This window comes from Cellulosimicrobium sp. RS, assembly GCF_046159675.1.
GTDB lineage: Bacteria > Actinomycetota > Actinomycetes > Actinomycetales > Cellulomonadaceae > Cellulosimicrobium > Cellulosimicrobium funkei.
Map to the genome: position 1 here is coordinate 14,473 of NZ_JBJXVU010000014.1, position 25,281 is coordinate 39,753.

At 75.9% G+C, this 25,281-nt stretch carries 28 protein-coding genes and 1 tRNA gene; 18 read left to right on the forward strand and 11 right to left on the reverse strand.

The window, feature by feature from the left end; translation table 11 throughout:
* Positions 1-66: 66 nt before the first annotated feature.
* The 10 genes from ACI769_RS18325 to glsA all read left to right on the forward strand — a co-directional run bounded on the left by ACI769_RS18325 (position 67) and on the right by glsA (position 7,447).
* Entirely contained in the window at positions 67-711 is a 645-nt protein-coding gene (locus ACI769_RS18325) for a GntR family transcriptional regulator (protein WP_409142066.1), read from the forward strand.
* Positions 708-2,060 carry an MFS transporter gene (locus ACI769_RS18330; protein ID WP_409142067.1) on the forward strand — a complete coding sequence of 451 codons (1,353 nt, stop codon included), beginning with the start codon at positions 708-710 and terminating at the stop codon, positions 2,058-2,060. Before ACI769_RS18325 ends, ACI769_RS18330 begins: the two co-directional genes overlap by 4 nt.
* A 57-nt stretch (positions 2,061-2,117) precedes the next feature.
* Positions 2,118-2,191 (forward strand) — tRNA-Pro (locus tag ACI769_RS18335).
* A 96-nt stretch (positions 2,192-2,287) separates the two neighbouring features.
* The gene (locus ACI769_RS18340) at positions 2,288-2,701 is read left to right on the forward strand and encodes a DUF6153 family protein (protein ID WP_144723230.1); all 414 of its coding nucleotides are present in this window, start codon (positions 2,288-2,290) and stop codon (positions 2,699-2,701) included.
* Positions 2,702-2,794: 93 nt separating this feature from the next.
* Positions 2,795-3,424 carry a DUF305 domain-containing protein gene (locus ACI769_RS18345; RefSeq protein ID WP_144723229.1) on the forward strand — a complete coding sequence of 210 codons (630 nt, stop codon included), beginning with the start codon at positions 2,795-2,797 and terminating at the stop codon, positions 3,422-3,424.
* Positions 3,425-3,767: 343 nt separating this feature from the next.
* Positions 3,768-4,193 (forward strand): hypothetical protein, encoded by a 426-nt coding sequence (locus tag ACI769_RS18350; RefSeq protein ID WP_409142068.1) that lies wholly within the window; start codon positions 3,768-3,770, stop codon positions 4,191-4,193.
* Between the two features lie 25 nt (positions 4,194-4,218).
* Complete coding sequence (locus tag ACI769_RS18355; RefSeq protein WP_114553577.1) at positions 4,219-4,923, forward strand: histidine phosphatase family protein; 705 nt, start codon at positions 4,219-4,221, stop codon at positions 4,921-4,923.
* Positions 4,924-4,987: 64 nt separating this feature from the next.
* On the forward strand, positions 4,988-5,536 hold the full coding sequence (locus ACI769_RS18360; RefSeq protein ID WP_034652290.1) for a DUF3090 domain-containing protein: 549 nt from the start codon (positions 4,988-4,990) through the stop codon (positions 5,534-5,536).
* 122 nt (positions 5,537-5,658) lie between these two features.
* Positions 5,659-6,411, forward strand: a complete 753-nt coding sequence (locus ACI769_RS18365; RefSeq protein WP_409142090.1) for an SCO1664 family protein — start codon at positions 5,659-5,661, stop codon at positions 6,409-6,411.
* Between the two features lie 43 nt (positions 6,412-6,454).
* The gene (glsA, locus tag ACI769_RS18370; protein WP_085387907.1) at positions 6,455-7,447 is read left to right on the forward strand and encodes a glutaminase A; all 993 of its coding nucleotides are present in this window, start codon (positions 6,455-6,457) and stop codon (positions 7,445-7,447) included.
* A gap of 46 nt (positions 7,448-7,493) precedes the next feature.
* Here the strand turns inward: glsA and ACI769_RS18375 are convergent, their stop codons facing one another.
* Positions 7,494-8,258: an SDR family oxidoreductase gene (locus ACI769_RS18375; protein WP_409142069.1), complete on the reverse strand. Its 765-nt coding sequence runs from the start codon at positions 8,256-8,258 to the stop codon at positions 7,494-7,496.
* Between the two features lie 100 nt (positions 8,259-8,358).
* Between ACI769_RS18375 and ACI769_RS18380 the strand changes: the two genes are divergently transcribed.
* On the forward strand, positions 8,359-9,225 hold the full coding sequence (locus ACI769_RS18380; RefSeq protein WP_409142070.1) for a helix-turn-helix transcriptional regulator: 867 nt from the start codon (positions 8,359-8,361) through the stop codon (positions 9,223-9,225).
* A 4-nt stretch (positions 9,226-9,229) separates the two neighbouring features.
* Here ACI769_RS18380 and ACI769_RS18385 read toward each other — a convergent pair whose 3' ends face one another.
* Positions 9,230-9,610, reverse strand: a complete 381-nt coding sequence (locus ACI769_RS18385) for a VOC family protein (RefSeq protein ID WP_409142071.1) — start codon at positions 9,608-9,610, stop codon at positions 9,230-9,232.
* Between the two features lie 97 nt (positions 9,611-9,707).
* Here ACI769_RS18385 and ACI769_RS18390 point away from each other — a divergent pair, with 97 nt between their 5' ends.
* Positions 9,708-10,967 (forward strand): AI-2E family transporter, encoded by a 1,260-nt coding sequence (locus ACI769_RS18390; protein ID WP_409142072.1) that lies wholly within the window; start codon positions 9,708-9,710, stop codon positions 10,965-10,967.
* A gap of 19 nt (positions 10,968-10,986) precedes the next feature.
* On the opposite strand, the gene ACI769_RS18395 is transcribed toward ACI769_RS18390, so the two are convergent.
* Entirely contained in the window at positions 10,987-11,826 is an 840-nt protein-coding gene (locus tag ACI769_RS18395; protein WP_409142073.1) for an alpha/beta fold hydrolase, read from the reverse strand.
* A 115-nt stretch (positions 11,827-11,941) separates the two neighbouring features.
* On the opposite strand from ACI769_RS18395, the gene ACI769_RS18400 reads away from it, so the two are divergent.
* A complete protein-coding gene (locus ACI769_RS18400; protein WP_409142074.1) occupies positions 11,942-12,535 on the forward strand; it encodes a DUF4334 domain-containing protein in 594 nt (197 codons plus the stop codon).
* On the opposite strand, the gene ACI769_RS18405 is transcribed toward ACI769_RS18400, so the two are convergent.
* Positions 12,499-13,692 (reverse strand): NAD(P)/FAD-dependent oxidoreductase, encoded by a 1,194-nt coding sequence (locus ACI769_RS18405; protein WP_409142075.1) that lies wholly within the window; start codon positions 13,690-13,692, stop codon positions 12,499-12,501. The two genes, ACI769_RS18400 and ACI769_RS18405, sit on opposite strands and share 37 nt — an antisense overlap.
* 196 nt (positions 13,693-13,888) lie before the next feature.
* On the opposite strand from ACI769_RS18405, the gene ACI769_RS18410 reads away from it, so the two are divergent.
* Positions 13,889-14,698, forward strand: a complete 810-nt coding sequence (locus ACI769_RS18410) for an SDR family NAD(P)-dependent oxidoreductase (protein WP_409142076.1) — start codon at positions 13,889-13,891, stop codon at positions 14,696-14,698.
* 3 nt (positions 14,699-14,701) lie between these two features.
* Here the strand turns inward: ACI769_RS18410 and ACI769_RS18415 are convergent, their stop codons facing one another.
* Positions 14,702-15,820 (reverse strand): helix-turn-helix transcriptional regulator, encoded by a 1,119-nt coding sequence (locus ACI769_RS18415; protein WP_409142077.1) that lies wholly within the window; start codon positions 15,818-15,820, stop codon positions 14,702-14,704.
* A gap of 135 nt (positions 15,821-15,955) precedes the next feature.
* Between ACI769_RS18415 and ACI769_RS18420 the strand changes: the two genes are divergently transcribed.
* From ACI769_RS18420 to ACI769_RS18430, 3 genes are all read left to right on the forward strand, one after another.
* Entirely contained in the window at positions 15,956-16,372 is a 417-nt protein-coding gene (locus tag ACI769_RS18420; RefSeq protein WP_034652300.1) for a VOC family protein, read from the forward strand.
* A 175-nt stretch (positions 16,373-16,547) separates the two neighbouring features.
* Entirely contained in the window at positions 16,548-18,029 is a 1,482-nt protein-coding gene (locus tag ACI769_RS18425; RefSeq protein ID WP_409142078.1) for a trypsin-like serine peptidase, read from the forward strand.
* Between the two features lie 40 nt (positions 18,030-18,069).
* The gene (locus ACI769_RS18430; RefSeq protein WP_137280523.1) at positions 18,070-19,071 is read left to right on the forward strand and encodes an MvdC/MvdD family ATP grasp protein; all 1,002 of its coding nucleotides are present in this window, start codon (positions 18,070-18,072) and stop codon (positions 19,069-19,071) included.
* 93 nt (positions 19,072-19,164) lie between these two features.
* Here the strand turns inward: ACI769_RS18430 and ACI769_RS18435 are convergent, their stop codons facing one another.
* The 5 genes from ACI769_RS18435 to ACI769_RS18455 form a co-directional block, all read right to left on the reverse strand.
* On the reverse strand, positions 19,165-19,902 hold the full coding sequence (locus ACI769_RS18435) for a glycosyltransferase family 2 protein (RefSeq protein ID WP_114554354.1): 738 nt from the start codon (positions 19,900-19,902) through the stop codon (positions 19,165-19,167).
* Positions 19,899-20,504 carry a hypothetical protein gene (locus ACI769_RS18440; protein ID WP_255178877.1) on the reverse strand — a complete coding sequence of 202 codons (606 nt, stop codon included), beginning with the start codon at positions 20,502-20,504 and terminating at the stop codon, positions 19,899-19,901. The genes ACI769_RS18435 and ACI769_RS18440 overlap by 4 nt, the downstream gene beginning before the upstream one ends.
* Positions 20,505-20,696: 192 nt before the next feature.
* Positions 20,697-21,512, reverse strand: a complete 816-nt coding sequence (locus tag ACI769_RS18445; protein ID WP_409142079.1) for a MerR family transcriptional regulator — start codon at positions 21,510-21,512, stop codon at positions 20,697-20,699.
* Between the two features lie 32 nt (positions 21,513-21,544).
* Positions 21,545-22,051: a VOC family protein gene (locus tag ACI769_RS18450; protein WP_114554159.1), complete on the reverse strand. Its 507-nt coding sequence runs from the start codon at positions 22,049-22,051 to the stop codon at positions 21,545-21,547.
* Between the two features lie 33 nt (positions 22,052-22,084).
* The gene (locus tag ACI769_RS18455) at positions 22,085-22,681 is read right to left on the reverse strand and encodes a GNAT family N-acetyltransferase (protein ID WP_409142080.1); all 597 of its coding nucleotides are present in this window, start codon (positions 22,679-22,681) and stop codon (positions 22,085-22,087) included.
* A 131-nt stretch (positions 22,682-22,812) separates the two neighbouring features.
* Between ACI769_RS18455 and ACI769_RS18460 the strand changes: the two genes are divergently transcribed.
* The gene (locus ACI769_RS18460) at positions 22,813-23,352 is read left to right on the forward strand and encodes a hypothetical protein (protein ID WP_051028402.1); all 540 of its coding nucleotides are present in this window, start codon (positions 22,813-22,815) and stop codon (positions 23,350-23,352) included.
* A gap of 58 nt (positions 23,353-23,410) precedes the next feature.
* Here ACI769_RS18460 and ACI769_RS18465 read toward each other — a convergent pair whose 3' ends face one another.
* Positions 23,411-25,036, reverse strand: coding sequence for an ABC-F family ATP-binding cassette domain-containing protein (locus tag ACI769_RS18465; protein ID WP_409142081.1), 1,626 nt, complete (start codon positions 25,034-25,036; stop codon positions 23,411-23,413).
* Positions 25,037-25,281 lie beyond the last annotated feature (245 nt).

Consider the following 25,281-nt stretch of genomic DNA (forward strand, 5'->3'; position numbering starts at 1 on the left):
GAACCGCACGGCCCCGGAGAGCGGTTGCGGTCGATGTCGTGCACACGATAGATGCATCATGTATCTATGCCACGCACCACCAGCGCTTCTGCCACGGAGCAGGCGTACCGGCACGTGAAGTCCCGCGTCCTCGACGGCAGCCTGCCCGGCGGGTCCATGACGAGCGAGGGCGAGATCGCCGAACAGCTCGGCGTGAGCCGCACGCCGGTCCGGGAGGCGTTTCTGCGCCTGGAGGCCGAGGGCCTGCTCCGGCTCTACCCGAAGCGCGGCGCGCTCGTCGTGCCGGTCGCGGCCGGCGAGGCCGACGACGTCCTCGACGCGCGCCTGCTCGTCGAGACGCACGCCGCCCAGTTCGTCGTCCGCCTGCCCGACACCGAGCTCGCCACCCTCGTCGCGCTCCTGCGCGACCTCGCCACCGCCCAGGAGGCCGCCGTCGCCGACGGCGACGTCGCGGAGTACGCGACGCTCGACGCGCGGTTCCACCAGGAGATCGTCGCGGCCGGGGGCAACGCGCTGCTCACCACGTTCTTCGTGAGCCTGCGCGAGCGCCAGCAGCGGATGGTCGCGCACAGCGTCCGGTGGGACCCGGGCCGGGCGACGACGTTCGTCGCCGGGCACCGCGCGCTCGTCGACGCGCTCGAGGTGCGCGACACCCGCACCTACAAGCGCCGCGTCCAGCGCCACCTCGAGGACGCGAGGGTCGGCCTGTGAGCGCGGCTGCCTCGGACCCCACGACCGAGGCCTCCGCGCCGGGGGTGAGCGCCGCCGTCGGGCCGCGGGCGTGGCTCGCCGTCGCGGCGGTGATGTTCGCCGTCGCGTGGGGCGGCAACGAGTTCACGCCCCTGCTCGTCATGTACCGGGAGGTCGGGCACTTCTCCGCGGTGACCGTCGACGCGCTGCTCGCCGCGTACGTGCTCGGGATCGTCCCCGCGCTCCTGCTCGGCGGGCCGCTCTCCGACCGGTACGGGCGCCGCCCGCTGCTCCTGCCCGCCGCGCCGATCGCGCTGGCGGGGTCGCTCGTGCTCGCGGCGGGGGAGTCGTCCGCCGCGCTGCTCGCGACGGGCCGCGTCCTGTGCGGCGTCGCGCTGGGCCTCGTCATGGCCGTCGGCACCACCTGGGTCAAGGAGCTCAGCGACGCGACCGCCCGCGCGTCCGGCGTGCCCGACGGCGGCTCCGGCGCCCGACGCGCGGGCCTCGCCCTCACGCTGGGCTTCCTCGTCGGGGCCGGCGTCGCCGCGGTGCTCGCCCAGTGGGCACCCTGGCCCACGCACACCGCCTACCTGCTGCACGCGGCGCTCGCCGTCGCGACCGGCGTCTGGCTGCTGGGCGTCCCGGAGACGCGCGTCGTGCCCGACGGCGGGGCCCGCGGCCGGCTGCGCGACGACCTGCGTGTGCCGGCGGTCGCGCACCGGCGGTTCCTGCGCGTCGTCGTACCCGTGGCGCCGTGGGTGTTCGGGTGCGCCGGCAGCGCCTACGCCGTGCTGCCCGGCCTCGTGTCCGCCAGCGCGGGCAGCGCCCCCATCGCGTTCTCCGGGCTCATGACCGTGCTCGGCCTCGGCTGCGGGGTGGGCATCCAGGTGCTCGGCCGCCTCATCGACACCCGGCACAGCGCGCGGGCGTCCGTCGTGGCGATGTCCATCGTCGTCGTCGGCATGGGCTTCGGGGCCTACGCCTCGGCGCGGCTCGACCTCCCGACGGCGCTCATCGCCGCGATGGTGCTCGGTGCCGGCTACGGGCTCGCGCTCGTCGCCGGGCTCAGCGAGGTCCAGCGCATCGCGACGCCCGACGACCTTGCCGGCCTGACGGCCGTCTACTACTCGCTCACCTACATCGGGTTCTGCGTGCCCGTGGCGCTCGCGGCGCTGTCCGTGCGGTGGACGTACGCGCAGATGTTCCTCGGCGGCCTGGTCATCGCCACGGTCTGCCTGGTGATCGTGGCGAGCGCGTGGCGCGCGCACCTGCCGACGGGGGAGCGGGACGCCGCGGCGACCTCCGGCGAGACCGACCGCACAGCCCCGACCGGGGCAAACGGTGCGCTGGAGGCGTCACGGATGGGGTAGAGTATCCGAGGCTTCACGGGGTCCGATCCGGTCGGATCTGGCTCGGTGATCCAGCCACGGGCTGTGGCGCAGCTTGGTAGCGCACTTGACTGGGGGTCAAGGGGTCGCAGGTTCAAATCCTGTCAGCCCGACACACGAAGAGGGACCGGCACCTGTCGGTCCCTCTTCTCGTCGTGCCGTGACCGGACCGGGTGGCCGCTTGCTAGGGTGGCGGCGACATGCAGCTCATGGCCGCACTCCGTTCGCTGCTCGCCGGGCGCCGGCGAGGGCTTTCGGGTGCCCTGCTGATCGCTGCGCTGCTTCTCGGCGTCGTGACGATGCACGCGATGAGCGGGTCGTCGACGGCCCACGTCGGGCCTGCGGCGGTCATCGCCGAGACGAGCCACCCTGCGGGCGCACCGGTGGCCGACGACGGCCCCGGGCACCACGAGCAGGGTGGCTGCCTCGACTGCGGCGGGCACGAGATGGCGTCGGCCATGTGCCTCATGGTGCTGGTCGTGCTGCTCGCTCTCGTGCGCCCCGGGCGCGGCCTCCTGGCACGCCTCACCCCCGTCTGGTCCCGCCTCGTCGAACCGGGGCGCGCTCAGCCCTTCGTCGGCCTCGCGCCGTCGCTGCACCTTCTCGGCATCTCTCGGACGTAGGAGCCGCACGCCGTCGACGCACCCTGCGTCGACCGATACGCCCCGCACCGGGGCGCATGTGGTTCCTGAGTACCGAGACGAGAGGTCTGTCCCATGAAGTTCAAGAGTGTGCTGGTGCCGGCGATCGCGCTGGTGACCGTCGCGAGCCTGGCGGCGTGCTCGACCGACGACGAGCCCGGGAGCGGGACGGCGCCGTCATCCGCCACGACCGGGGCCGAGGAGCAGGACGGCACGGCGGAGGACGGCACGTTCAACGACCAGGACGTGATGTTCGCCCAGATGATGATCCCGCACCACGAGCAGGCGATCGAGATGTCCGACGTCATCCTGGCCAAGGACGGCGTCGACCCTGAGATCACGGACCTGGCGAACCAGATCAAGGACGCCCAGGGGCCCGAGATCGAGCAGCTGACCACGTGGCTCGAGGAGTGGGGCTCCCCGATGGAGGAGTCCGGCGACATGGACCACGAGGCGATGGGCCACGGGTCCATGGACGGGATGATGAGCGAGGAGGACATGCAGGCCCTGGACGCCGCGCAGGGCGCGGAGGCGGGGCAGCTGTTCCTCGAGCAGATGATCGTCCACCACGAGGGTGCCGTCGAGATGGCGCAGACCCAGGTCGACGAGGGCGAGAACGCGGACGCGGTCGCGATGGCGCAGGAGATCGTCGAGACCCAGCAGGCCGAGATCTCCACCATGGAAGACCTGCTCGCCTCGAGCTGATCCCGCCCGCGGGGCGTGCGCACCGACGTGCGCGCGCCCCGCGGCCCATGCCGGAGGGTCGAGCAGCGCGCCGAACGTGCACGGCGGCCAGGTCGTGCGCGGCGACCCTTCACTGCTCATCGGAGCCTATTTCGGGGGTTCGAACCCAGGGCAAGCCGATCCAGGACGGTGTCAGCCCGGTCGAGCGAGCGGGCCCTCCCCTCAGGCGATATACCCTTACCGGGTATATGCGGCGGTGGGCCGCGGGTTCCGCCAGCACGACAGGAAGTAGGGCAGCCAGGATGTCCCGAGCACATCGCAGCGGGCACGGTGCGACGGCGGTTCGTGACCGAGGTTTTGGCGCGTGACGGCGTCGATCCCGACCGACGAGCGGGGGCGTCGTCCCCGCCCGGCGCGCACGGTGCCCGGCATCACGGCGTGCGGGCTGTGCGCGGGGGAGACGCTGGGCGCGACCGACACCCGCCCGGGCGGACAGCTCGAGCGTCTGCGCCGGATCGCCGAGACGGGGGACGCGCGCCTGACGGTCGTCGACTGCCTCGACGCGTGCGAGCGCGGGGACGTCGTCGTGGTGCGGCCGGTGCCCGCCGCGCGCGCCGCCGGCCCCGCCTGGTTCGAGCAGCTGGCGGGCGACGAGCTCACCGCCGCCCTGCACTCCTGGATCCGCGCGGGCGGGCCGGGCCTGGCGCCCCTGCCCGACCAGCTGGCCCCGCGGGTGATCTCGACCCAGGCCGAGGTACCACCGCCCCCGGACGTCGCCGCCACGGGGTGAGGGCCCTGTCACCTACGCTCGGGGCATGCCGACCGTCCTGCTCGTCCGTCATGGCCGCACCACCGCGAACGCGAGCGGCATCCTTGCCGGGCGGGCCGACGGCGTCGCGCTGGACGCCGTCGGGCGCGAACAGGCAGCCCGGGCGGCCGAGCGCGTCGCGGGCGTGCCGCTCGTGCGGGTCGTCACCAGCCCGCTGGAGCGGTGCCGGCAGACCGCGCAAGCCGTGCTCGACCACCAGACGGACGACCTGGAGCCGGTGACCGAGCACGGGATCACCGAGTGCGACTACGGGCAGTGGCAGGGTCGTGCGCTGAAGGACCTCGCCCAGGAGCCGCTGTGGTCGGTCGTGCAGGCGCAGCCGTCGGCGGCCGTCTTCCCGGGCGGCGAGTCGCTGGCCGCGATGCAGGCCCGGGGCGTCGAGGCGGTCCGGCGGCACGACGCGGAGGTCGCCGCCCGCCACGGCGCGGACGCGGTGTGGGCGGCGGTCTCGCACGGCGACGTCATCAAGTCCGTGCTCGCCGACGCGCTGGGGGTGCACCTGGACCTCTTCCAGCGCATCGTCGTCGGCCCGGCATCGATCTCCGTCGTCCGGTACGGGCCGCACCGCCCGGAGGTCGTGGCGGTGAACACCGACGCGGGCGACCTCTCCTGGCTGCGCAGCGCGGCGCCCGCGGGCGACGCGCCGGTGGGCGGCGGCGCCGGGCCGGGCCAGGCCGACGCCGCGCGGTAGCCGAGCCGACGTCCGACCCGTGGCCGTCCCGTGCGGACGGGCCGTGCGCTCGTAGAGTGAGGTCATGCCCACTCTCGTCCACGAGTACGACTGGCCGGACCGCGTCGTCGTGGGGACCGTCGGGTCGCCCGGCTCCCGCACGTTCTACCTGCAGGCGCGCGAAGGCACGCGGACGACGAGCGTCGCGCTCGAGAAGGAGCAGTCCGCCGTCCTGGCGGACACGATCCAGCGCCTGCTGGACGAGCTCATGGAGGAGCCCGACAACCGGTACAGCGTCCCCGCCGACGTCCCGGCCGAGCTCGTCGACGACGACCCGCTGGACCTCCCGGTCGAGGAGGAGTTCCGCACGGGCGCGATGCGGCTGACCTGGGACCCGCGCACGGCGCAGGTCATCGTCGAGGCGTTCCCGCTCGTGGACGACGACGACCTCGATCCCGAGGCCGACGAGCCGGAGCCCGCAGAGTCGCTCCTCGTCAAGATGCCCGTGGGGACGGCGCGCGCGTTCGCGCAGCGCACGCGCGCCGTCGTGAGCGCGGGCCGCCCCCTGTGCCCGCTGTGCGGCCGGCCGGTCGACCCCGACGGGCACGAGTGCGCGCTGCCCGGCGAGGCGTGACGACCCCGCACGACGACGCCGCCGCGCCGTCCGACGTCGACCCCGCCAGCCCGCCGTCCGGCCTCGGCCCTGCCGTCCCGCCGTCCGGTCTCGACCCTGCCGGCACCCCGCTCGACGCCGCCCTGACCGAGGGTCCGCTCGACGTCGTCGGGCGGATCCGCGCCGCGTCGAACGCGACGTTCCTCGCCCGGCTGGGCGACGTCTCGGTCGTGTACAAGCCGGTCGCGGGCGAGAAGCCGTTGTGGGACTTCCCGGACGGCACGCTCGCGGGCCGCGAGGTCGCCGCGTACCTCGTCTCGGAGGTGTTCGGCGGGGGAGTCGTGCCGCGCACGTGGCTGCGCGACGGGCCGCTCGGTCCGGGCATGGTGCAGCTCTGGCAGGACGTCGACGCGGCACAGTCGCCCGTCGACGTCGTGCCCACCGACGAGGTGCCGCCCGACGGCGTGCGGACGGTGCTGGAGGGCGTCGACGAGGACGACCGCCCGGTGAGCGTCGTGCACGAGGACTCGCCGGCGCTGCGGCGCATGGCGGTGCTCGACGCCGTCGTGAACAACGCCGACCGCAAGGGCGGGCACGTGCTGCCGCTGGCGGACGGGCGGCGCCTCGGCGTCGACCACGGTGTCACCTTCCACGTCGAGCCCAAGCTGCGCACCGTGCTCTGGGGCTGGCTCGGCGAGCCCTTCGCCGACGACGAGCTCGCGGGCGTCGAGCGCGTGCGCGCGGGCCTCGACGGCGACCTCGCCCACCGCCTGCGCGGTCTCCTCGCACCCGACGAGGTGGCCGCCCTCGCGGAGCGCTGCGACCGGCTGCTGCGCACGGCACGGTTCCCCGCACCGGAGGGCGACATGCCCGCCGTCCCGTGGCCGCTGTTCTGACCTCCCGGGCGAGCGGCACGCGCCCCGGGTAGCGTCACGACGGATGAGCCATCTTCCCGACCCGTGGGTCTCCACCGGTACCCTGCCCGGGCGCGACGTCGTCGAGGCCGCTCTCGACGACGCGTACGAGCGCTTCCGCGACCTCGACGAGGGCACTGTCATCGAGGACGTCCCGGCGCTCGCGGGTGCGGAGCCGGACCTGTTCGGTGTGGTCTTCACCGACACGGCGGGTGCGGAGCACGCGCGCGGCGACGTGCGCCACCGGTTCTCGATCCAGTCGATATCGAAGGCGTTCGTGTACGCGCTCGTCTGCCAGGAGATCGGGCACGACGCCGTGCTGGAGCGGGTCGGCGTCGACAACACGGGCGTGCCGTTCGACTCGGTCCTGGCCATCGAGCACGGCGAGGGGCACCCGATGAACCCGATGGTCAACGCGGGCGCGCTCGCGACGACGGGTCTGGTCCCCGGCGACACGGACGACGCCCGGTGGGACTTCCTCGTGCACGGTCTGTCGCGGTTCGCCGGGCGCGCCCTCGACGTCGACGAGGAGGTCTACCGGTCCGAGTCCCGGACGAGCCGGCACAACGAGGGGCTCGCCTCGCTGCTCGCGAGCCACGGGCGACTGCACGGTGACCCCGGGGCCGTCGTCGATCTCTACACCCGGCAGTGCGCGCTGCGCGTCGACGCCCACGACCTCGCCGTCATGGGCGCCACGCTCGCCAACGGCGGCGTCAACCCGTCGACCGGCGAGCGCGTGGTCGAGGCGGGCATGGCCCGCGACGCGCTCAGCGTGGTGGCCTCGACGGGCATGTACGAGAGGTCGGGCGAGTGGCTCTTCGAGGTCGGGGTGCCGGCCAAGAGCGGCATCTCCGGGGGCATCGTCATGATGTCGCCGGGGAAGGGCGCGGTGGCGGCGTTCTCCCCGCGGCTCGACGACGCGGGGAACTCCGTGCGCGGCCGCCGCGCGGGCGCCCTCCTGTCGCGCGCTCTCGGGCTCGACCTCTTCGCGTCCCGGCCCGCTGGTACGCGCTCCTGACCAGGCTCCCGCGTCGCCCGTCCTGCGCCGTCACGGACCAGCCCGCTCAGCGCCCGTGAGGGTCGGACGCGTTCAGGGTCCGCACGACGTCGTCGTAGTCGCCGCGCGCCTCGCCGAACCGCAGGAGCTTCACGCGCTCGACGAGGATCTCGTGCGCGTCGGGCTGCGTGCGCAGCAGCTCGACGACCTCGGTGACGAACTCGTCCAGCGGCATGGCGATCGCGCTCTCGCGCTGACCCGGCATGAGGTCGGTCGCCACCGACGGCGGGACGAGCTCGACGACGTCGACGCTCGTGTCGGCGAGCTGGAGCCGTAGCGCCTCGCTGAGCATGTGGATCGCGGCCTTCGACGCGTCGTACGTCGGCGTGGCCGCGAGCGGCGCGAACGCCAGCCCGGACGACACGGTGACGATCGTCGCGCGCGGCCGGGTCTGCAGGTGCTCGACGAACGCGCCGACGAGCCGGATCGGGCCGAGCACGTTGGTCGTGACGATCTGCTCCGCAGTGTCGAGGAAGCCCTCGGGGTGGTGCCAGTCCTCGGTGCGCATGATGCCGGCCATGGTGACGAGCGTGTCGAGGTCGGGGTGGCGGTCGAGGACCTCCTTCGCGGCCGTGGCGATGCTCTCGGGGTCGGTGGTGTCGATGCGCACGGTGTCGAGACCGGGGTGCTCGACGGCGATCCGCTCCAGGAGGTCGGTGCGGCGCCCGCCGACGACGACGGTGCTGCCCTGCTCGTGCAGCGCGACCGCGAGCGCCAGCCCGATACCGCTCGTCGCGCCGGGGATGAAGACGGTGCTGCTCGTGATGTCCATGCCTCGATCCTGGGCGCCGTGCGCGGGGCGCGGCAGAGTCCGGTGGACGGGGGACCGGCGATCCCTGGCACGGGCGCCGCGCACCCCGGACGATGGGCGCATGGACCGCGCCGCGCTCGCCGACTTCCTCCGCCGTCGCCGGGAGGCGCTGCAGCCGGGCGACGTGGGGCTCCCGGCCGGGGTGCGCCGTCGGGCACCGGGCCTGCGCCGCGAGGAGGTGGCGCAGCTCGCGCTCATGTCGACGGACTACTACACGCGCCTCGAGCAGCAGCGCGGGCCGCAGCCGAGCACGCAGATGCTCGCGTCGATCGCGCGAGCCCTGCGCCTGTCCGACGACGAGCGCGACTACCTCTACCGGGTCGCCGGGCACGGGGTGCCCGACCGGGCGACCGATCCCGGGCACGTGGCTCCCGCGCTGCAGCGCGTGCTCGACCGCCTGGACGACACCCCCGCGCTGATCCTCGACCCGCTCGCGCAGACGCTCGCGCAGAACGACCTGGCGCGCGCGCTCTACGGCGACGCGTCGGCGTACGCGGGGTGGGACCGCAGCGAGATCTACCGGTGGTTCGCCCACCCGGGGACGGCGCGGGCGATCTACCCGGCACACGACCGAGACCGGCAGGGCCGCGCCCTCGTCGCGAGCCTGCGCTCGGCCGTGGCGGTGCTGGGCGCGTCCTCGCGCGCGGGGGAGCTCGTCCGCGTGCTGTCGCGCACGAGCCCGGAGTTCGTCGCGCTGTGGGACCGGCAGGAGGTCGCGCGCCGGTTCGTGGACCACAAGACGCTCGTGCACCCGGTGGTGGGGGAGATCGAGGTGGACTGCCAGGCGCTCACCACGGAGGACCAGCTCCAGGTGCTCCTCGTGCTCACGGCGGCGCCGGGCACGGAGGCGGCGGACCGGATCCGCCTGCTCGGGGTCGTGGGCACGCAGGACCTCGCGGTGCCGTCACCCGGCCCGCAGCCCTCCTGACGCCTCAGGGGTCGAGGCGCCGGCGCAGCAGGCAGAACACGTTGCCCTCGGGGTCGGCGAGGACGTGCCACGGCTCGTCGCCCGTCTGGCCGACGTCGGCGGGCCGCGCGCCGAGGGCGAGGAGCCGCTCGAGCTCGGCGTCCTGGTCGCGGTCGGTGGGGTTGACGTCGAGGTGCAGCGGGAGCTTGCCAGTGCGCGGGTCGGTGCTCGGGCTGAGGATCAGCGTCGGCTGCGGGCCGCCGAACCCGACGTCGGGAGGGCCGATCTCGATCGACCCGTCCTCCTCGCGGTCGAGCTCGACGTAGCCGAGGACGTCGCACCAGAACCGAGCGAGCAGCTCGGGGTCGGCGCAGTCGAGGACCAGCTCGCTGATGCGGGACGCCATGCCTCGCAGCCTACGGGGCGCCCGGTCCCGGCACCCGGCGGGTGACGCCCGATCGTGGCACCCTGGCCGTCACACGTGCGGCGAGAGAGGGAGCGGGATGGGTCTGGGCAGACGGCGGTCGGGCAAGCGGGCGGACGAGCGCGCCGAGGAGGCTCCCGCCGCGGAGCGGGTCGCCGTCGCGCAACGTGCCCCTGACGGGGAGACGGACGCCGCCGCGGACCGGGCCGACGCCGTCGAGCCCGCGCGGCCGGCGGGGGCGTCCGCGCTCTGGTCGGACGGCCTCGGTCGCGCGGGCACGCGCTCGGTGCAGGTGCTCGCCCTCGTCGCGCTCGTCGCCGTCGCGGTGTTCGCCGTGACGCGGCTGACGCTCATCGTCATCCCGGTCCTCATCGCGCTCGTGCTCGCCGCGGCGATCTCGCCGCTCGTCGGCCTGCTCCGACGCAAGGGCGTGCCGTCGTTCCTCGCGACGGTCGTCGCGCTGCTCGCGCTCGTCGTCGTGCTCGGCGTGGTGGTGTGGCTCGTCGCGGCGGCGGTCGTCAAGCAGTGGCCGGAGCTGCGCGACCAGGCCGTCGAGGGCTTCGACGAGCTCCAGACCTACGTGCAGAACCTGCCGTTCGACATCACCGAGGAGCAGATCGCGTCGGTGCGCGACTCGCTCGTCGGCCTGCTCCAGTCCGACGCGGTCGGCGCCGGGGCGCTCGCGGGCGCCTCCCAGACGGTCGACTTCGTCGCCGGGTTCTTCGTGATGATCGTCGTGCTGTTCTTCTTCCTCAAGGACGGCCCGGCGATCTGGGAGTTCCTGTTGCGTCCGTTCGAGGGCGCCCGGTACGCGCGCGGGCAGCGCATCGGCGAGACGACGGTCCGCACCCTCGGCGGCTACGTGCGCGGGACGGCGATCGTCGCCGCGGTGGACGCCGTCGCGATCGGTATCGGCCTCGCGATCGTCGGGGTGCCGCTGGTCCTCCCGCTGTCCGTGCTCGTGTTCCTGCTCGCGTTCATCCCGCTCGTGGGGGCCACGCTCGCGGGCGTCCTGTGCGCGCTCGTCGCGCTCGTCGCCGTCGGGCCGGTCGAGGCGCTCATCGTGGTCGCGATCGTCATCGCGGTGAACCAGCTCGAGGGCGACCTGCTCCAGCCCGTCGTCATGGGCCGCACGCTGCGCCTGCACCCGCTCGTCATCCTCATCGCCCTCACCGCGGGCACCGTGCTCGCGGGCCTCACCGGCGCCGTGCTCGCCGTGCCCATCGCGGCGTCCATCTGGCGCGCGATCCAGGTCTGGGACGGCCCCGACCTGCCCGCGCGGTTCGCGCGCCAGAAGCGGCACGAGACCGTCGACGGCGCGCCGGCGTCGTCGTCCTGACGGCGGGCGCGGGGCGGGCTCAGGTCGCGACGTCCGCGGTGGAGGCCGCGACCCGGTCGGCGACCGCCGACGCCACCTCGACCGCGGCGTGCGCCGGCAGCCAGTGCCCGGTGTCGAGCTCGACGAAGCGGTACGGCGCCTCGACGTGCCGCTCGGTGTCCTCGGCGGCCCACCGCCCGAGCGCCGGGTCCGCCGCGCCCCACAGGTACGTCGTCGGGACCCGGACGGCTCCGACGGGACGCGCGCCCAGGGGCAGCGCGCGGTACCAGTCCAGGGCTGCGGTCAGGGCGTCGGGCTCGCGCATGAGCGCCCCGCACCGCTCCGCCTGCTCGGCGGGCAGGCCGGAGCGACGCAGCAGCGCGGGCAGCCGCGGCCGCAGGAACGCCTCGGGCAGCGCGGGGAGCTGGAACAGGGCGACGTAGAGCGACCGCAGCGCCTGGTCCGACCGCACGAGCCCGCGTGCCATCGCGCGCGGGTGCGGCGTCGAGAGCACGGTCAGGCTGCGCACGCGCTCGGGCGCCCACGCCCCGAGCGCCCACGCGACGCCGGCGCCCCAGTCGTGCCCGACGACGTGCGCCGGCCCGGTGCGCTCCAGGAGGGCGAGGACGTCCGCGACGAGGAAGGGCAGCCGGTACGCCGCCCGGGCCTGCGGGCGCGCGCCGGGGGAGTAGCCGCGCTGGTCCAGCGCGACCGTGCGCAGCCCTCGGTCGTGCAGGAGCGGTGCCACGCGGGACCACGTCGACGAGTCCTCGGGGAACCCGTGCAGGAGCACGACGGGCGCTCCGTCGGCCGGACCGTCGTCGTGCACGTCGAACGTCAGGGTGCCGCGGCGCATCGTGGTCGGTCGGGTCTCGGTCATCGTCCCAGGGTGCGGCGGGGCCGCCGCACCGGCAATCGGCGGGCGGGGCCCGCGCCGCCGCGTCAGGATCGGAGCGGGACGTGCGCGTCGCCGTCCGCCCGCAGGAGGAGGAGACATGACCCACCCCGACGGCCCGCGGGGAGCCGGCACGCTCGACGACCTCGCGCGCGGCACGACGACGGCAGGGGCGCTCGCGTTCTTCGACACGCTCGCGCTCGTCGACGGCGAGGCGCTCCCGGGGTTCTGGTGGGGATCCGGGCTGCCGACGGGGCACGTGCTCGACGGCGCGCTCGAGGCGCTCGGCTGGGCGGGCAAGCGGTTCGAGCCCGGCGGCGACGCGCACCCCCTCCTGTTCGACGGCGCGGGCGGCGGCCTCGTGGACGTCAACCCCGCGCTCGTCCCGCTCCCGCTCGTGCTGCGGTCGGCGCCGGCGCTGCGCCGACCACCGGTCGCCCGGATCGCGCGGGCGCTCCTGCCGCTCACCCGGACGCGTGCGCCCCGGGCGCGGGTGCGCGCCGTCGTGCACCGGGGCGTGGTGACCGCGGCGATGACCTACGACGCGCTCCCGGTCGAGGACGCGCTGCGCGCCGTCGACGACGACACGCTCGTCGGGTGCATGGAGGCGCGCGGCATGGGCCGCCCGTTCTTCTTCGTGCTGCGGCGTGCCGCGGGTCAGGACACATTGCCCTGGAGCAGCCGCCGCCAGTAGATCGTGGGCTGCAGGTAGCGGTCGAACAGCAGCAGGCTGCGGCGCGGGCGCGCGAGGTCGACGACGCCGAACCCCGGGTCGGGCCGACGGTCCCGGTCGAACTCCGCGAGGAGGAGGCGGTCGCGCGACGTCGTGACGGGCGCGACCGAGTAGCCGTCGTAGCGCTGCATCGGGGTGCCGCGCCGTCGGGCCTGGATGTTGCGTGCCACGACGGGCACCTGCCGGCGCAGGGCGCCGCCCGACGGCATCGCGTCGACCGCCGCGGCGTCTCCGAGCCCCCAGACGCGCGGGTGCGCGGCGTGCTGGAGGGTCTCGGGGTCGACCGCGACGAACCCGTCGCTCTCGGGGGTCGCGAGCCCGCTCGCGGCGACCCACGCCGGGGCGCGGTGCGGCGGCGCGACGTAGAGCGCGTCGTAGGAGACCTCGTCGGTCCCGTGCGGCCCGCGGAGCCGGGCCGTGCGGTGGGTCGCGTCGACGGACACGAGCGACGTCGCGGTGCGCACCCGCACGCCGTAGCGCCGGGCGGCGGCACGCAGCGTGGGCTCCGCGCGCGGGTCGTCGACGAGGCGCGGCGACTCGACCGCGAGCTCGACCCGGATCGCGTCCAGGACGCCGGCATGGCGCCAGTGGTCGGCGGCGACGAACAGCGGCTTGAGGCCCACGGGGAAGCACGGCACGTGCCGCGCCGAGATCGCGAACACCACCGTGCCGGAGGTGAGCGACGACAGCAGCTCCCACGTCTTCGGCGCGAGGTCGGGCAGGTAGCTCGTCGCGGCGAACGGCGTGCCCATCGCCTGCTCGGCGCCGGGCACGGCGTCCCAGTCGACCTCCGACCCGGGGCAGACCGCGAGGTCCCCGTAGCCGAGCGTGCGCCCGCCCGCGAGGTGCACGAGCGAGCGCTCGGGGTCGACGCCGACGACGCGGTCGGGGTAGACGCGCACGCCGTCGGGCACGACGTCCTCCTGCGGCCGGGTGAGGTCGTCGAGGGTCGCCATGCCCGACGCGACGTAGGAGAGCAGCGGCCGGTACTGGTGCGTGGTCCGCGGGTCGACGACGGCGACGTCGGGGCAACCGTCGCGGCGCAGGCGCCCGGCGAGCGAGAGCCCGGCGTTGCCGCCGCCGAGGACGAGCACGTCGTGGCGTGCCGGTGCGGTCATGGCGGGTCCGATCTGCCGGGGGCGGGTCGCTCCACGCTACGGCGGGGGCCGCCCGCACGCCCTGTCAGACGGATGCAACCAGGGGGTTGCGCTGAACCGCGGCGATGTGCAACCCTGAGGTTGCATCATGAGCGCCGGTCGCGGGTCGCGCCGGCGGGACCGAGACCCGTTCGACGGGACGCACCGGGAGGGCGACATGACCAGACTGCTGGAGGACAGGGTCGCCGTGGTCTACGGCGGCGGAGGCGCGATCGGCGGGGCCGTGGCCCGGACCTTCGCGCGGGAGGGCGCGCGCGTCTTCCTCGCGGGCCGCACGCAGGACCACCTCGATGCCGTCGCGCGCGACATCGCCGCGGCGGGCGGTCGCGCTGAGACGGCGCGGCTCGACGTGCTCGACGAGCGGGCGGTCGAGGCCCACGCCGCGGCCGTCGCCGCGGCCGCGGGCGGGATCGACGTCGTGCTCGACGCGGTGAGCGTCCCCCACGACCAGGGCACCCTGCTCGGGGACCTCTCGTTCGAGGAGTTCTGGCGCCCGGTCGAGGGTTTCCTGCGCGGCCTGTTCCTCACGAGCCGGGCCGTGGCCCCCTACCTCGCGCGCGACCGGCCCGGCGTGCTCCTCACCCTGTCCGAGCCGGGCGCGCGGCTCGTCGTACCGGGCATCCTCGGGCACGGCGTGAGCGCCGCGGGCAAGGAGACGCTCACCCGGCTCCTTGCGGCGGAGCTCGCCCCGGCCGGCGTGCGCGTCGTCGGGCTGCGGCCCCACGCGGTCGTCGACGGGCCGGCCCACGGCTCGTACACGCGCGAGCTGTTCGCGCCCGCCGCGGCCGCGGCCGGGCAGACCGTCCAGGAGCTGCTCGACGACGGCCCCCTCGCCGCGGGGACGCTGCGGGGACGGCTCCCGACCGTCCAGGAGGTGGCCGACGCCGCCGCCTTCCTCGCGTCCGACCGCGCCGCGGCGATGACGGGGGCGATCGTCAACCTCACCGGTGGCGCGGTGCCCGACTGACCGTCACGACGCGGCGACCGCGCCGAGGCGTCGGGCGACGGCGTCGCACGCGGCGACGAGCTCGGCCGGGCCCGCGGCGAGCACGTCGGCGTCGAAGGCCGCGACACGCGCCGCGAGCGCCACCCACGACCACGACCCGAGCCGGACCCGGCAGCGCTCCGGGCCCGCCGCCTCGACCGCGCCGTCCTCGACGAACGGCGCGACCGCGCGCGCTGGGGCGCCGAGCTCGACCCAGCCCTGGCAGGGCCACCCCGGAGCCGGGGTCCCCGGGGCCCGCGTCGCGCCCGAGCCGCGGGGCGCCGCGCTACCGGCGTCCCGGAGGGTCTGCGGACCCGCTCCCGGGTCGGTGCTCGGGAGAGCGCCGACGAAGCGCGCGGCGACGAACGCGGCGACGTCCCCGCCCGGCACCTCGCGTGCCGCGAACCGCGGTCCCGTCGGGGTGCGCGGCGTCATCCGGTCGAGCCGGAAGGTCCGCCAGTCGTCGCGGTCGAGGTCCCACGCGACCGCGTACCAGCGGCCGCCCCGCACGACGACGTGGTGCACCTCCGCGCGGCGCGGCGGCAGAGCGGTGCGCGGGTCGTCGGGGAGCGCAGTGCCGGGTGGGGCGTCGGACGGCGCGCCCGGCGCCGCGAGCGCGTAGTCGAAGCGCAGCACCTCCCGGCGGCGGGCCGCCGCGCTCACGGCGAGCAGGACGTCGAGGTCGACCTGCGCGGCGGGGCGCCCGGGTGCCGCGGCGACGGTCGTGACGTCCACCGCGTCGACGCGGTGCCGGAGCCGTGCGGGGAGCACCTGCCGCACGGTCGTGAGCGCGCGGACGGCGGCCTCCGCGAGGTCGTCGCCGACGCCGCTCGCGGTGATCGTGCGCAGCGCGACCGTGAGGGCCACGACCTGCTCGTCGTCGAGCAGCAACGGCGGGAGCTCGGCGCCCGCGTCGAGACGGTAGCCGCCCACGCGTCCCCGCGTCGCGACGACGTGGTAGCCGAGCTCGCGCAGCCGGTCGACGTCGCGCCGCACCGTGCGGGCGTCGACGCCGAGGCGGGCGGCGAGCTCGGGCCCCGTGCGGTCCGGGCGCGCCTGGAGCAGCGCGAGGAGCAGGAGGGTGCGGCGCGACGTCTCGGTCATGGCTCCATGCTCGCGCAGAATGCGGACACCATCCGTCCTGATGGAGCGCGAGAGTCGTGGGGTGCGCACGGGTCGTCGGCCCGGCGCACGGCCCCCGGCGACCGTCGCGGGCCACGAGCCTCCCGAGGAGAGCCCATGTCCGTCCAGACCACCCCGCACCTCAACTTCCGCGGCGACGCCCGTGCCGCGCTCGAGCTCTACCGGTCCGTGTTCGGGGGCGAGCTCGTCGTCACCACGTACGGCGACCTCGGCCAGGCCGCCGACCCGGCGGCCGCCGACCTCGTCGTCTGGGGCCAGGTCAGCGCCCCGAGCGGGTTCCGCGTCATGGCCTACGACGTCCCCTCCGACCGGCCGTGGAGCCCGGGCGAGGCGCCGTTCTTCGTGTCCGTGCGCGGCGACGACGTCGAGGAGGTCCGCGGCTACTGGGACGCGCTCGTCGACGGCTCGACCGTCGTCGCGCCGCTCGCGTCGTCGGACTGGGCGCCCGCGTACGGCATGCTCACCGACCGCTTCGGCGTGACCTGGGTCCTGGACGTCGCAGCGCCCCGCTGACCCTGGGCCACCGGCCACCGGCCGGCAACGTCCACCGGCGAGCACGGGACGGGCGACCGGATCTCCCCGGATCCGGTCGCCGGTCCCGTGCTCGGGCGCGAGAGGGGCGCGGTGTACGTGCCGAGGCACAGGGGCCTCCCTCCAGGTGCAGGGGGACCGAACCGAGGGGGAACCCATGCCCGGAAGCAAGAAGTCGGCACCGCGGAAGCCGAGCCGGCGCGAGGTGCCGCAGACGCCCGACACCGTCGACGCGCTGTACCCGCCGCTGCCCGAACGCATCCCGTTGACGCTCGAGTCCATCGCGGGCGACGAGCCCACGTACGCGGAGATGCTCGAGTCCATCTGCGACGCGACCGACGACTCCCAGCCCGTCGAGCAGTACGACGGCACGCTCGGCGTCACGCGCGCGTACGTGGACGCCCACCAGAAGCAGGCCGTGCAGGTCCAGTGGAACGCAGGGCTCGGCGGCGTCTTCACCAATCCCGGCAACGTCGACGGCGTGCGCTGGGGGAGCGGCACCCTGATCGCGCCCGACCTCGTCCTCACGTGCGGTCACCTGTTCGACCAGAGCGCCGACGGCTGGGTCCTGCCCCGGCAGAACGGGTCGATGCAGGTCCTCACGCCGCAGCAGATCGCGACGAGCATGCACATCAACGTGCTCTTCCAGGTGGACCCGTCCGGTGTCCTGCGCACCGAGCAGAGCTTCCCGATCGTCGCGCTCGTCGAGTACCGGCTCGGCGGCCTCGACATGGCCGTCGTGCGCGTGGGCGGCAACCCGGGCAGCACCTACGGGTTCACGGCCGTGGCCACCGCCAACCCGGCCGTGGGCGACATGCTCGCGATCATCGGCCACCCCGCCGGGATGCCCAAGCGCGTCGAGGCCGGCCCGGCGACGGTCGTCACGACGAACCAGGTCCGCTACGACGACATCGACACGCTCGGTGGCAACTCTGGGTCCGGGATCCTCGGGCCCGCGGGCGAGCTCGTCGGCGTCCACACGAACGGTGGCTGCAACGCGGCCGGGACCGGGTCGAACTTCGGCACGGCGATCGCGGGCATCCGCGCGGTGTCGCCGACGCTCCAGGCCCTGCCCCACGGGGCGCGCACCGCGACCGCCGACGACGGCTTCACGTCCCTCGCGCAGGACGTCATCGCGACCGTGAAGGCCGCCGACCAGGTCGGCACGCTCCTGGGCGCCGACACGGCCCGCGCCGTCGACGTGCTGACGATCCGGCAGGCCGACTCGCACACGGTCGCCGACCAGATCGGGACGTCGTTCCTCCGGGACCAGGGCGGCACGCCGCGCGCCCTCGACTCGGTCTTCCAGGGCGACACCCGCTTCGCCGCGGACAACCCCGTCGGCACCGGGCTCGCGGGTGACGTCGGCTCCGGACCCGGCGACACGCTCCAGGAGGGGATCGTCGACCCCGGCGACCTCTTCGACCCCGTGGTCAACCCCGTGATCGGGCGGCTCGTGCAGGCGGGCGCGCTCGCCGGGGCGCGGCCGTTCGTCCAGGGCGCGGAGTCGCTCGTGGACGAGGACGGTCCGGGCGAGGCGGTCGACGTCGTCGGCGCGCTCGTCGAGGCCGTCGCCGAGGCGCGCGCGACCCTCGAGGCCGTCGAGGCGACGCTCGCCGCGCTCCAGGCGGGGCAGTGACCCGGGCGACCTCGCCCACGGACCGGACCGGGAGACCGCGATGATCGGCATCGTGTCGCACGCGGACGACCTCCACACCACGGAGGTCGTCCGCCACCTGGACGCGCTCGGCGCGCGCCACGCGCTCCTCGACACGGGGCACGCGCCCCGCGACGTGGCGCTGACCTCGACCCAGGACGCCGCCGGGTGGCGCGCCGACTGGGTCGACACGAGCGCCGAGGGCGTGAGCGCGGTGGACACCACCACGCTGCGCGCCGTGTGGTGGCGCCGACCGCAGCCGTTCGCGCTGCACGACGACCTGCGCTCCGCCCAGGACCGCGGCTTCGCCCACGGCGAGGTCGCCGCGGCGGTCTCCGGGCTGTGGTCGTGCCTGCCCGCGACCTGGGTCAACGACCCGGACCGCGACGAGGCCGGCTCCCGCAAGATGTGGCAGCTCCAGGTCGCCGCACGGCTCGGGCTGCGCGTTCCGCGCACGTGCATGACGAACGACCCCGCCCGCGCCCGGGAGTTCCTGCACCGGGAACCGGGACGGGTGATCTTCAAGCCGTTCAGCGGCACGCCCGCGACGTGGCGCGAGACCCGCCCCGTGCGGGACTCGGACCTCGCGCTCATCGAGAGCGTGCGGTACGCGCCGGTCATCTTCCAGGAGGCCGTCGCGGGGTCGGACGTGCGCGTGACGATCGTCGGCACGGAGCTGTTCGCGGCGGAGCTGCGCACCGAGGAGTCGGCGTACGCGTACGACTTCCGCGTCGACACCCACCACTGCCCGACGTCCGTGCACGACCTCCCCGAGCACGTCGCCACCGCGCTCCTGCGGCTCATGGAGGTGCTCGGCCTCTGGTACGGCGCGGTCGACCTGCGCCGCACGCCCGAGGGCGACTACGTGTTCCTCGAGATCAACCCGGCCGGGCAGTGGCTGTTCGTCGAGTACGCGACCGGGCAGCCGATCGCCGCGGCGCTCGCGGCGCTGCTGGCCCGTCTCGACCGCGAGGAGGCACCGGGCGCGACGCGGCGGCGCACCTGGCGCGGCAGCGCGGACTGAGCTCTGGCCTGTCGCCGGCCCGTCGCCGGCCCGTCGCCGGCCCGTCGTCGGGCCGTCGCCGGCCGGTCGCAGGCGGGGAGGTGTCCGTGCGCGTCAGCGCCAGCGGTCGCGCCACCGCTCCCACGGTGGCGCGACCGCCCAGTTGACGCGCAGCGTGCGCCACGCGCGGTCCATGCGCCGACGGCGCTGGCGTCGCCCGCGCAGCGAGCGCGCCGACACCCCGACGCGCCACGACCGGTCGAGCACCGTGCGCCGGCCCGGGCCGAGGCGGAACGACAGGTCGAGGTCGTCGTGCACCTCGGGGTCGTCGCGCACGACGGCGTCGCGCACGGCGGTCCACGCCGAGCGGCGCAGGGCCATGCACGAGCCCCAGAGCGCGGTGTGGCCGAGCGCGAGATGGCACAGCACGTAGTACGCGCCGAGGTAGACGATCGCCACGGCGGCGCGCGCCCCGCGCGGCAGGTCGTCGAACGTGCCCGTGCCGGTCATCGCGTCGAGCGTCGGGTCGGCGGCCATGCGGTCCACGACGCGCTGCACCCACCCCGGATCAGGGAGAGAGTCGGCGTCGAGCCGCGCGATGACGTCGCCGCGCGCGGCGTCGTACCCGGTCGCGGCGGCGGCCGGGATGCCGACGCGGTCCTCGCGCACGACGACGGCGCCCCAGCGGCGCGCGACGAGCGCGGAGTCGTCGCGCGACGCGTTGTCGACGACCACGACCTCGAGCGGCGCGACGGTCTGCCGCGCGATGCGCGCCAGGCAGCGGTCGAGCGCGGCGGCGTCGTCGCGGACCGGGACGACGACCGACACGGTCGGGGCGGTGCGGGGCGTCACGGCCGGTGCTCCCGGGCGGCGGTGCCGCGCGCGAGGAGGACCCCGGCGACGACCGAGCCGAGCAGCCCCGTCGCGAGGTCGGTGACGGTGTCGCCGTAGCCGACGCCGATCCGGTCGTCGAGGAACGTGTGCCCGGCCCACTCGCCGAGCTCCCACAGGATCGCGAGGACCGCCCCGAGGCCCGTCGTCACCACGACGACGCCCGTGCGCCACGGCCGGGCGTCGGCGTGCGGGGCGGGCAGCGCCCCGACCCGGACGAGCGTCACCGTCGCGAGCGCCGCGATCAGACCGGTGCACACGGCGTGCACGGGCAGGTCGAGCCACGGCACCGCGCGGTACCACTCGAGCTGGGCGGCCCAGGCGGAGGCGAGCAGCGCGGCCCCGTAGCCGACGTCGAGCACGCCGGTCACCCCGAGGGCGCGCGGCACCATCGTCCCGCCGAGCACGAGCAGGAACAGCGCGACGCCGACGCCGTCGAGCGTCGCGCCGGCCACGACGACGCTGAGCGCGGCACCGGCCCGGACCGCGTCGCCCGCGAGGATCGCGCCGCGTGCCGGGGCGGCGAGGGAGGGGCCCGCCGTGGGGGCGGGGGAGGCGGGCATGCGGTGCTCCTGGGAGGGTGGTGCGGCGGCGGGGATCACAGCCTCACACCCCGGCGTCGCGCTCGCACGCCCGTCCACCGGGAGCGCACGTGGTGGCGCCTCCCGCCGCGCTCGTCGCGCTCGTCGTCGCGCCTCCCGACGTGTTCGTCCCGCGAGCCCGTCCGCCGTGCCCCTGCGGCACGGCGCAGGGGGTCAGTCCCAGGTGGCGGTCGCCGGGTCCACGCCGCGGGAGCGCGCGTTCGCCTCGACCGCGGCGCGCAGCCACGCGGCCAGGCCCGGGGCGGGGCCGTCGTAGTGGGCACGGAACCCGGCGTCGTCGACGAACCGCCGCGCGAGGCACACGTGCCGCGCGGGCGAGCAGTCGAAGTGCGCGCCCATCGAGGCGCGGTGCCGCTCGGCGAGGGCGGCCGCCCGCGGCGTTGCCGGGTCGACACCCGCGCGGCACGCCGTCGCGAGGTCGGCCTCCAGGGCCGCGACGTCGTCGGCCAGGCGCTGCCAGTCCTCGGGCGTGCGTTCCGCCGACCGCTCGGCGTACTGCGCCCACTGCGCGGTGTCGCCCCAGAGCTCGCGCGCCTGCCCGGGGCACGCGGGGTCCCAGCCCTCCCCGAACAGCGCGACCTGCTCGGTGGGCGTGAGCAGGAGCCCGCGCTCGCGCGCCGCGACGAGGCGGTCCAGCGCGCGGGCGGTGCGCTCCATCCGGGCGATCCGCTCCCCGAGCAGCGCCCGGTGCCTGCGCAGCGCGTCCACCGCCTCGGCGCCGGTCGCGTCGAGGAGCGCCGGGACGTCCTCGAGCGCCACGCCCAGCTCCCGGTACGCCACCACCCGCCGCAGCCGCGCGACGTCGGCCGCCGCGTAGAGCCGGTAGCCCGCCGGGGTGCGTGCCGAGGGGCGCACGAGGCCGACCGCGTCCCAGTGGTGCAGCGTGCGGACGGTGACGCCCGCGGCCGCGGCCGCGTCGCCGACCGTCAGCGGGTCGGTGACGCGGCCGGGCGTCGGGTCGGTGGTCACGTGACCCAGTGTCCACCGCGGAGCCGCGTTGCTCACGGGGCGGGCGCCTCGATCCCGATGCCCTCCAGGAACCGGGCGGAGTCGCTCCCGGCGACGAACGGGCGCGCCGCCGTCATGACGACGCGCGCGTTCTCCGGCGTGCGGACCTCGACCTCGACGGACCCCCACGGCATCTCGCGCGGACCCGTCGTGCAGCCGGGCGTCACGGCCTCGCACGCGGCGACGATCGCGTCGACCTGCGACAGCACGCACGAGAAGCTCACCGTCAGGGCCGGCAGGTCGGGCGCGGGGGTGCCCGGGACGAGGAGCACGTCCTGGAACGCCCAGCGGCGCAGGTGCACCACGCCGCCCGGCACGGAGAACAGGTCGAAGAACCCGAGCCCGCGCGTCCAGAGCTCGACGGACGCCGCGAGGTCGTCCGTCGGGACGGTCACGAACTGCGGCATCCCGTAGATGCCGCGGAACGGCTCCGGAGCGACGGCGTCGGGCCCCGGGACGGGGACGGGGGAGAGGTCGAAGGCGGGGAACGTGTCGGTCATGCGGGCAGCCTGCGCCCTGACGTCGCGTCAGGGTCAAGTGCCCGCGCGCGCCTCGTCGGCCAGCAGCGCGTACACGACGCCGTCGACCCAGCCCAGGTCCCGGTGCAGCGAGTCGCGCACCCCCACGCCCTCGCGCCGCATCCCTACGCGCTCCATGAGCCGCCACGACGGCTCGTTCGCGAGGAACGCGCTCGCCACGACGCGGCGCAGCCCCAGGTCCTCGAAGCACACCCGCAGCAGCGCCCGCACGGCCTCGGTCGCGTAGCCGTGCCCCTGGTGCGCCGGGTCAAGCACCCAGCCGATCTCCGCCTCGTCGTCGTGCGGACGGTCGACGACGTCGCGCTGCGCCCACCCGTCGCGCACCGCGAGGTAGAGGTCCCCGACCACGGCACCCTCGCGCTCCACGACGAGGGTCGTCGCGAGCCGGCCCGGCTCGACGTGGTGCTCGCGCCACTCCTCGACCGCGGTGAACCGCTGCGTGAGCCACCGGTCCACCTCGGGCAGGCCGCGGTAGGCGAACAACGCGTCCGCGTCGTCCGGCCGGGCGCGGCGCAGCGTCAGGCGAGCGGTCCGCACGGGCCACGCGACCCGCTCGAGGGCGTCGGGGCGCACGTCGGTGGCGTCGGTCATGCGCCCACCCTGGCACGTGCGTGGCCTGCGCATCGAGGGGATTCCCGCGGCGCGGGAGCGTCGGCCCACGCCGCGGTCCCGACGACGGGCGCGTACGACGGCACGCCCCGCGCCGGTCTAGGGTCGCCCCCATGACGCTGTTCCTCGACGACCCCGACGAGGGTCTGTCGCCCGCGACGAGCCACCCCGCCTTCGTGTCCCTCGCCCCGGAGCCGTTCTACGACGAGGGCGAGGACCTCGCGCCGTTCGGCAACGACGCCGGGCACGACGCGCTGCGCGACCTCGAGGAGTGGTACGCCGCCGACGGGCGCGACGACGCGCTGCCCGCCTTCGTCGACGGCCTCCTGGCGGCGTGGGACCTCGGGGTCCCCGAGGACGTCTGGGCGTCCGGGCGGCAGGGTGCCGCGGACCGGCTCCGCGGCGGCGACGTCGACGAGGCGGCGCTCGCGGCCGAGGCCCGCGCGCAGATCGCGATCGTGCTCGGCCAGCTGAAGATCCGCGGCGGCCTCACACCTCATGCGCGGGCCCTGGGCGTCGCGGTGCTCGACGTGCTCGCCGCGCTCAACGACCACGCGCGGGTCGTGAGCCCGGGCTGGCGGCACGCCGACGCCGACGCCGCGGCGACCGCCGCGATGGCCGCCGTCGTGCGGGCCGCACCCGACCTGCCCTGACGGCCCGGCCGCCCGAGGTCCGGGACGACCCGTCGAGCGGGCCGCCCCGGACCGCCGCTCAGCGGGCCGGGTCCTCCGCGCCCGGCGCCACCTCGTGGAGCCCGCCGTCCCGGTCGAGCTCGAGCCGCACGTCGACCCCGAGGCGGGCGAGGAACCCGTCGTCGTGGCTCACCACGAGCAGCGCGCCCGCGTAGCCCGACAGCGCCTCGACGAGCCGTTCGACGCTGCGCACGTCGAGGTCGTTCGTCGGCTCGTCGAGCACGAGGAGCTGGGCGGGCGGGTCGGCGAGCAGGAGCCGCGCGAGCGCGACGCGGAACCGCTCGCCGCCCGACAGCGTGCCCACCGGGCGGTCGACGGCCGACCCGCGCAGGAGCAGGCGCGCGAGATGGTTGCGGACCGTGCCCGGCGCGACGCCCGGGGCGCCGTCGCGGACGGTGTCGAGCGCGCTGCGCGCGTCGTCGAGGCCGTCGCGCCGCTGCGGGAGGTAGCCGACCCGGTCCGTGAGGAGCGTCCCGCCGGCGCGTCCCGGCTCGGGTGCGCGCCCGGCGAGCAGGTTCTCCAGGAGCGTCGTCTTGCCGGTGCCGTTGGCCCCCACGAGCGCGACCCGCTCGGGCCCCTGGACGACGACCGTGCGGTTCGTCCCGTGCAGCTCGGCGAGCCGACGCCCGCGCGGGACGTCCGGGTCCGGCAGCACGAGGTGCACGTGCTCGTCGTCGCGCACCCGGGCCGCCGCCGCGTCGAGCGCCTGCTGCGCGGCCTGGACCTTGGCGTCCAGGCCCTGGCGCATCGAGCCCGCCGAGACCTGGGCGGCGGACGCGCGCAGCCCCATGGAGATGCGGGACCCGGTGCGGTTCGCCTGGGCGGTCCGCGCCGTCCGCTCGCGGCGCGCGAGCTTGGTCTCGGCCTCGACGCGCTGGCGCTTCTCGGCGCGCAGGGTCTGCTCGGCGCTCCGCGCGGCCTGCGCCGCCGCGGCCTGGTCGACCTCCAGCTGCGCGCGCCACGCGCTGTACGGGCCGCCGAACGTGGTCAGCGCGCCCGCGTGCAGCTCGGCGGTCTCGTCGACGTGCTCGAGCAGCTCCAGGTCGTGGCTCACGACGACGAGCGCCCCGGGCCAGTCGTCGACGAGCGCCGCGAGCCGGGCCCGGGTGGCGCGGTCGAGGTTGTTCGTCGGCTCGTCGAGCAGCGTGATCGCGCTGCGCCGCACGCGCAGGCCGCTGATCGCGACGAGCATCGCCTCGCCGCCGGACAGCTCGCCGACGCGTCGGTCGAGGCCGACGCCGTCGAGCCCGATCTCGGCGAGCGCCTGGGCGGCGCGCGCCTCGACGTCCCAGTCGTCGCCGACCGCGTCGAAGTGCCGCTCGTCGACGTCGCCGGACTCGATCGCGCGCAGGGCGTCGAGCGTGGTGTCGATGCCGAGCAGGCGCGCGACGCTCGCGTCGCGGCCGAGCGTGAGCGTCTGGGGGAGGTAGGCGACGTCGCCCGTGGTCGTCACGCGCCCGGACGTGGGCGTGAGCAGGCCGGCGACGAGGCGCAGCAGCGTCGACTTGCCGGCGCCGTTGTCGCCGACGAGGCCCGTGCGGCCGGCGCCGAACGTGCCGGAGAGGTGGGAGAGCGCGACGGTGCCGTCGGGCCACTCGAACGTGAGGTCGGTCAGCGTCACCGCGGACCGGTGCAGGGTGGACATGGGTGTGCTCCTCGGCCCGCGGTGCCGCGGGCGTGGTCGTGCCGGGAAGGTCGGGCGGGCCGTCGTCGCGCGGGCGCGCGGACGGGCCGCCGGTGGCGGGAGCGGTGGGGCGTCGTCCAGGCACGCCGAGGCCGCGGCACGAGCCGGGCAGGGGTCGCCGACGAGGGCTCCGACGGGTCGGAGCGGGGGCGAGGGGTGCGCTGGGGCGGGCCGCCGACGGCTCGGCGGCTAGAGTCTGTCGACCT

What these genes read in the sequence shown, in the direction of transcription:
- ACI769_RS18415 (WP_409142077.1), bottom strand. Translation starts at nt 15,820, where the DNA reads ATGACCGAGACGTCGCGCCGCACCCTCCTGCTCCTCGCGCTGCTCCAG.
- ACI769_RS18390 (WP_409142072.1), top strand. Translation starts at nt 9,708, where the DNA reads ATGGGTCTGGGCAGACGGCGGTCGGGCAAGCGGGCGGACGAGCGCGCC.
- ACI769_RS18405 (WP_409142075.1), bottom strand. Translation starts at nt 13,692, where the DNA reads ATGACCGCACCGGCACGCCACGACGTGCTCGTCCTCGGCGGCGGCAAC.
- ACI769_RS18355 (WP_114553577.1), top strand. Translation starts at nt 4,219, where the DNA reads ATGCCGACCGTCCTGCTCGTCCGTCATGGCCGCACCACCGCGAACGCG.
- ACI769_RS18410 (WP_409142076.1), top strand. Translation starts at nt 13,889, where the DNA reads ATGACCAGACTGCTGGAGGACAGGGTCGCCGTGGTCTACGGCGGCGGA.
- ACI769_RS18360 (WP_034652290.1), top strand. Translation starts at nt 4,988, where the DNA reads ATGCCCACTCTCGTCCACGAGTACGACTGGCCGGACCGCGTCGTCGTG.
- ACI769_RS18385 (WP_409142071.1), bottom strand. Translation starts at nt 9,610, where the DNA reads ATGGCGTCCCGCATCAGCGAGCTGGTCCTCGACTGCGCCGACCCCGAG.
- ACI769_RS18375 (WP_409142069.1), bottom strand. Translation starts at nt 8,258, where the DNA reads ATGGACATCACGAGCAGCACCGTCTTCATCCCCGGCGCGACGAGCGGT.
- glsA (WP_085387907.1), top strand. Translation starts at nt 6,455, where the DNA reads ATGAGCCATCTTCCCGACCCGTGGGTCTCCACCGGTACCCTGCCCGGG.
- ACI769_RS18440 (WP_255178877.1), bottom strand. Translation starts at nt 20,504, where the DNA reads ATGCCCGCCTCCCCCGCCCCCACGGCGGGCCCCTCCCTCGCCGCCCCG.
- ACI769_RS18460 (WP_051028402.1), top strand. Translation starts at nt 22,813, where the DNA reads ATGACGCTGTTCCTCGACGACCCCGACGAGGGTCTGTCGCCCGCGACG.
- ACI769_RS18455 (WP_409142080.1), bottom strand. Translation starts at nt 22,681, where the DNA reads ATGACCGACGCCACCGACGTGCGCCCCGACGCCCTCGAGCGGGTCGCG.
- ACI769_RS18420 (WP_034652300.1), top strand. Translation starts at nt 15,956, where the DNA reads ATGTCCGTCCAGACCACCCCGCACCTCAACTTCCGCGGCGACGCCCGT.
- ACI769_RS18345 (WP_144723229.1), top strand. Translation starts at nt 2,795, where the DNA reads ATGAAGTTCAAGAGTGTGCTGGTGCCGGCGATCGCGCTGGTGACCGTC.
- ACI769_RS18325 (WP_409142066.1), top strand. Translation starts at nt 67, where the DNA reads ATGCCACGCACCACCAGCGCTTCTGCCACGGAGCAGGCGTACCGGCAC.
- ACI769_RS18430 (WP_137280523.1), top strand. Translation starts at nt 18,070, where the DNA reads ATGATCGGCATCGTGTCGCACGCGGACGACCTCCACACCACGGAGGTC.
- ACI769_RS18450 (WP_114554159.1), bottom strand. Translation starts at nt 22,051, where the DNA reads ATGACCGACACGTTCCCCGCCTTCGACCTCTCCCCCGTCCCCGTCCCG.
- ACI769_RS18380 (WP_409142070.1), top strand. Translation starts at nt 8,359, where the DNA reads ATGGACCGCGCCGCGCTCGCCGACTTCCTCCGCCGTCGCCGGGAGGCG.
- ACI769_RS18400 (WP_409142074.1), top strand. Translation starts at nt 11,942, where the DNA reads ATGACCCACCCCGACGGCCCGCGGGGAGCCGGCACGCTCGACGACCTC.
- ACI769_RS18465 (WP_409142081.1), bottom strand. Translation starts at nt 25,036, where the DNA reads ATGTCCACCCTGCACCGGTCCGCGGTGACGCTGACCGACCTCACGTTC.
- ACI769_RS18395 (WP_409142073.1), bottom strand. Translation starts at nt 11,826, where the DNA reads ATGACCGAGACCCGACCGACCACGATGCGCCGCGGCACCCTGACGTTC.
- ACI769_RS18340 (WP_144723230.1), top strand. Translation starts at nt 2,288, where the DNA reads ATGGCCGCACTCCGTTCGCTGCTCGCCGGGCGCCGGCGAGGGCTTTCG.
- ACI769_RS18425 (WP_409142078.1), top strand. Translation starts at nt 16,548, where the DNA reads ATGCCCGGAAGCAAGAAGTCGGCACCGCGGAAGCCGAGCCGGCGCGAG.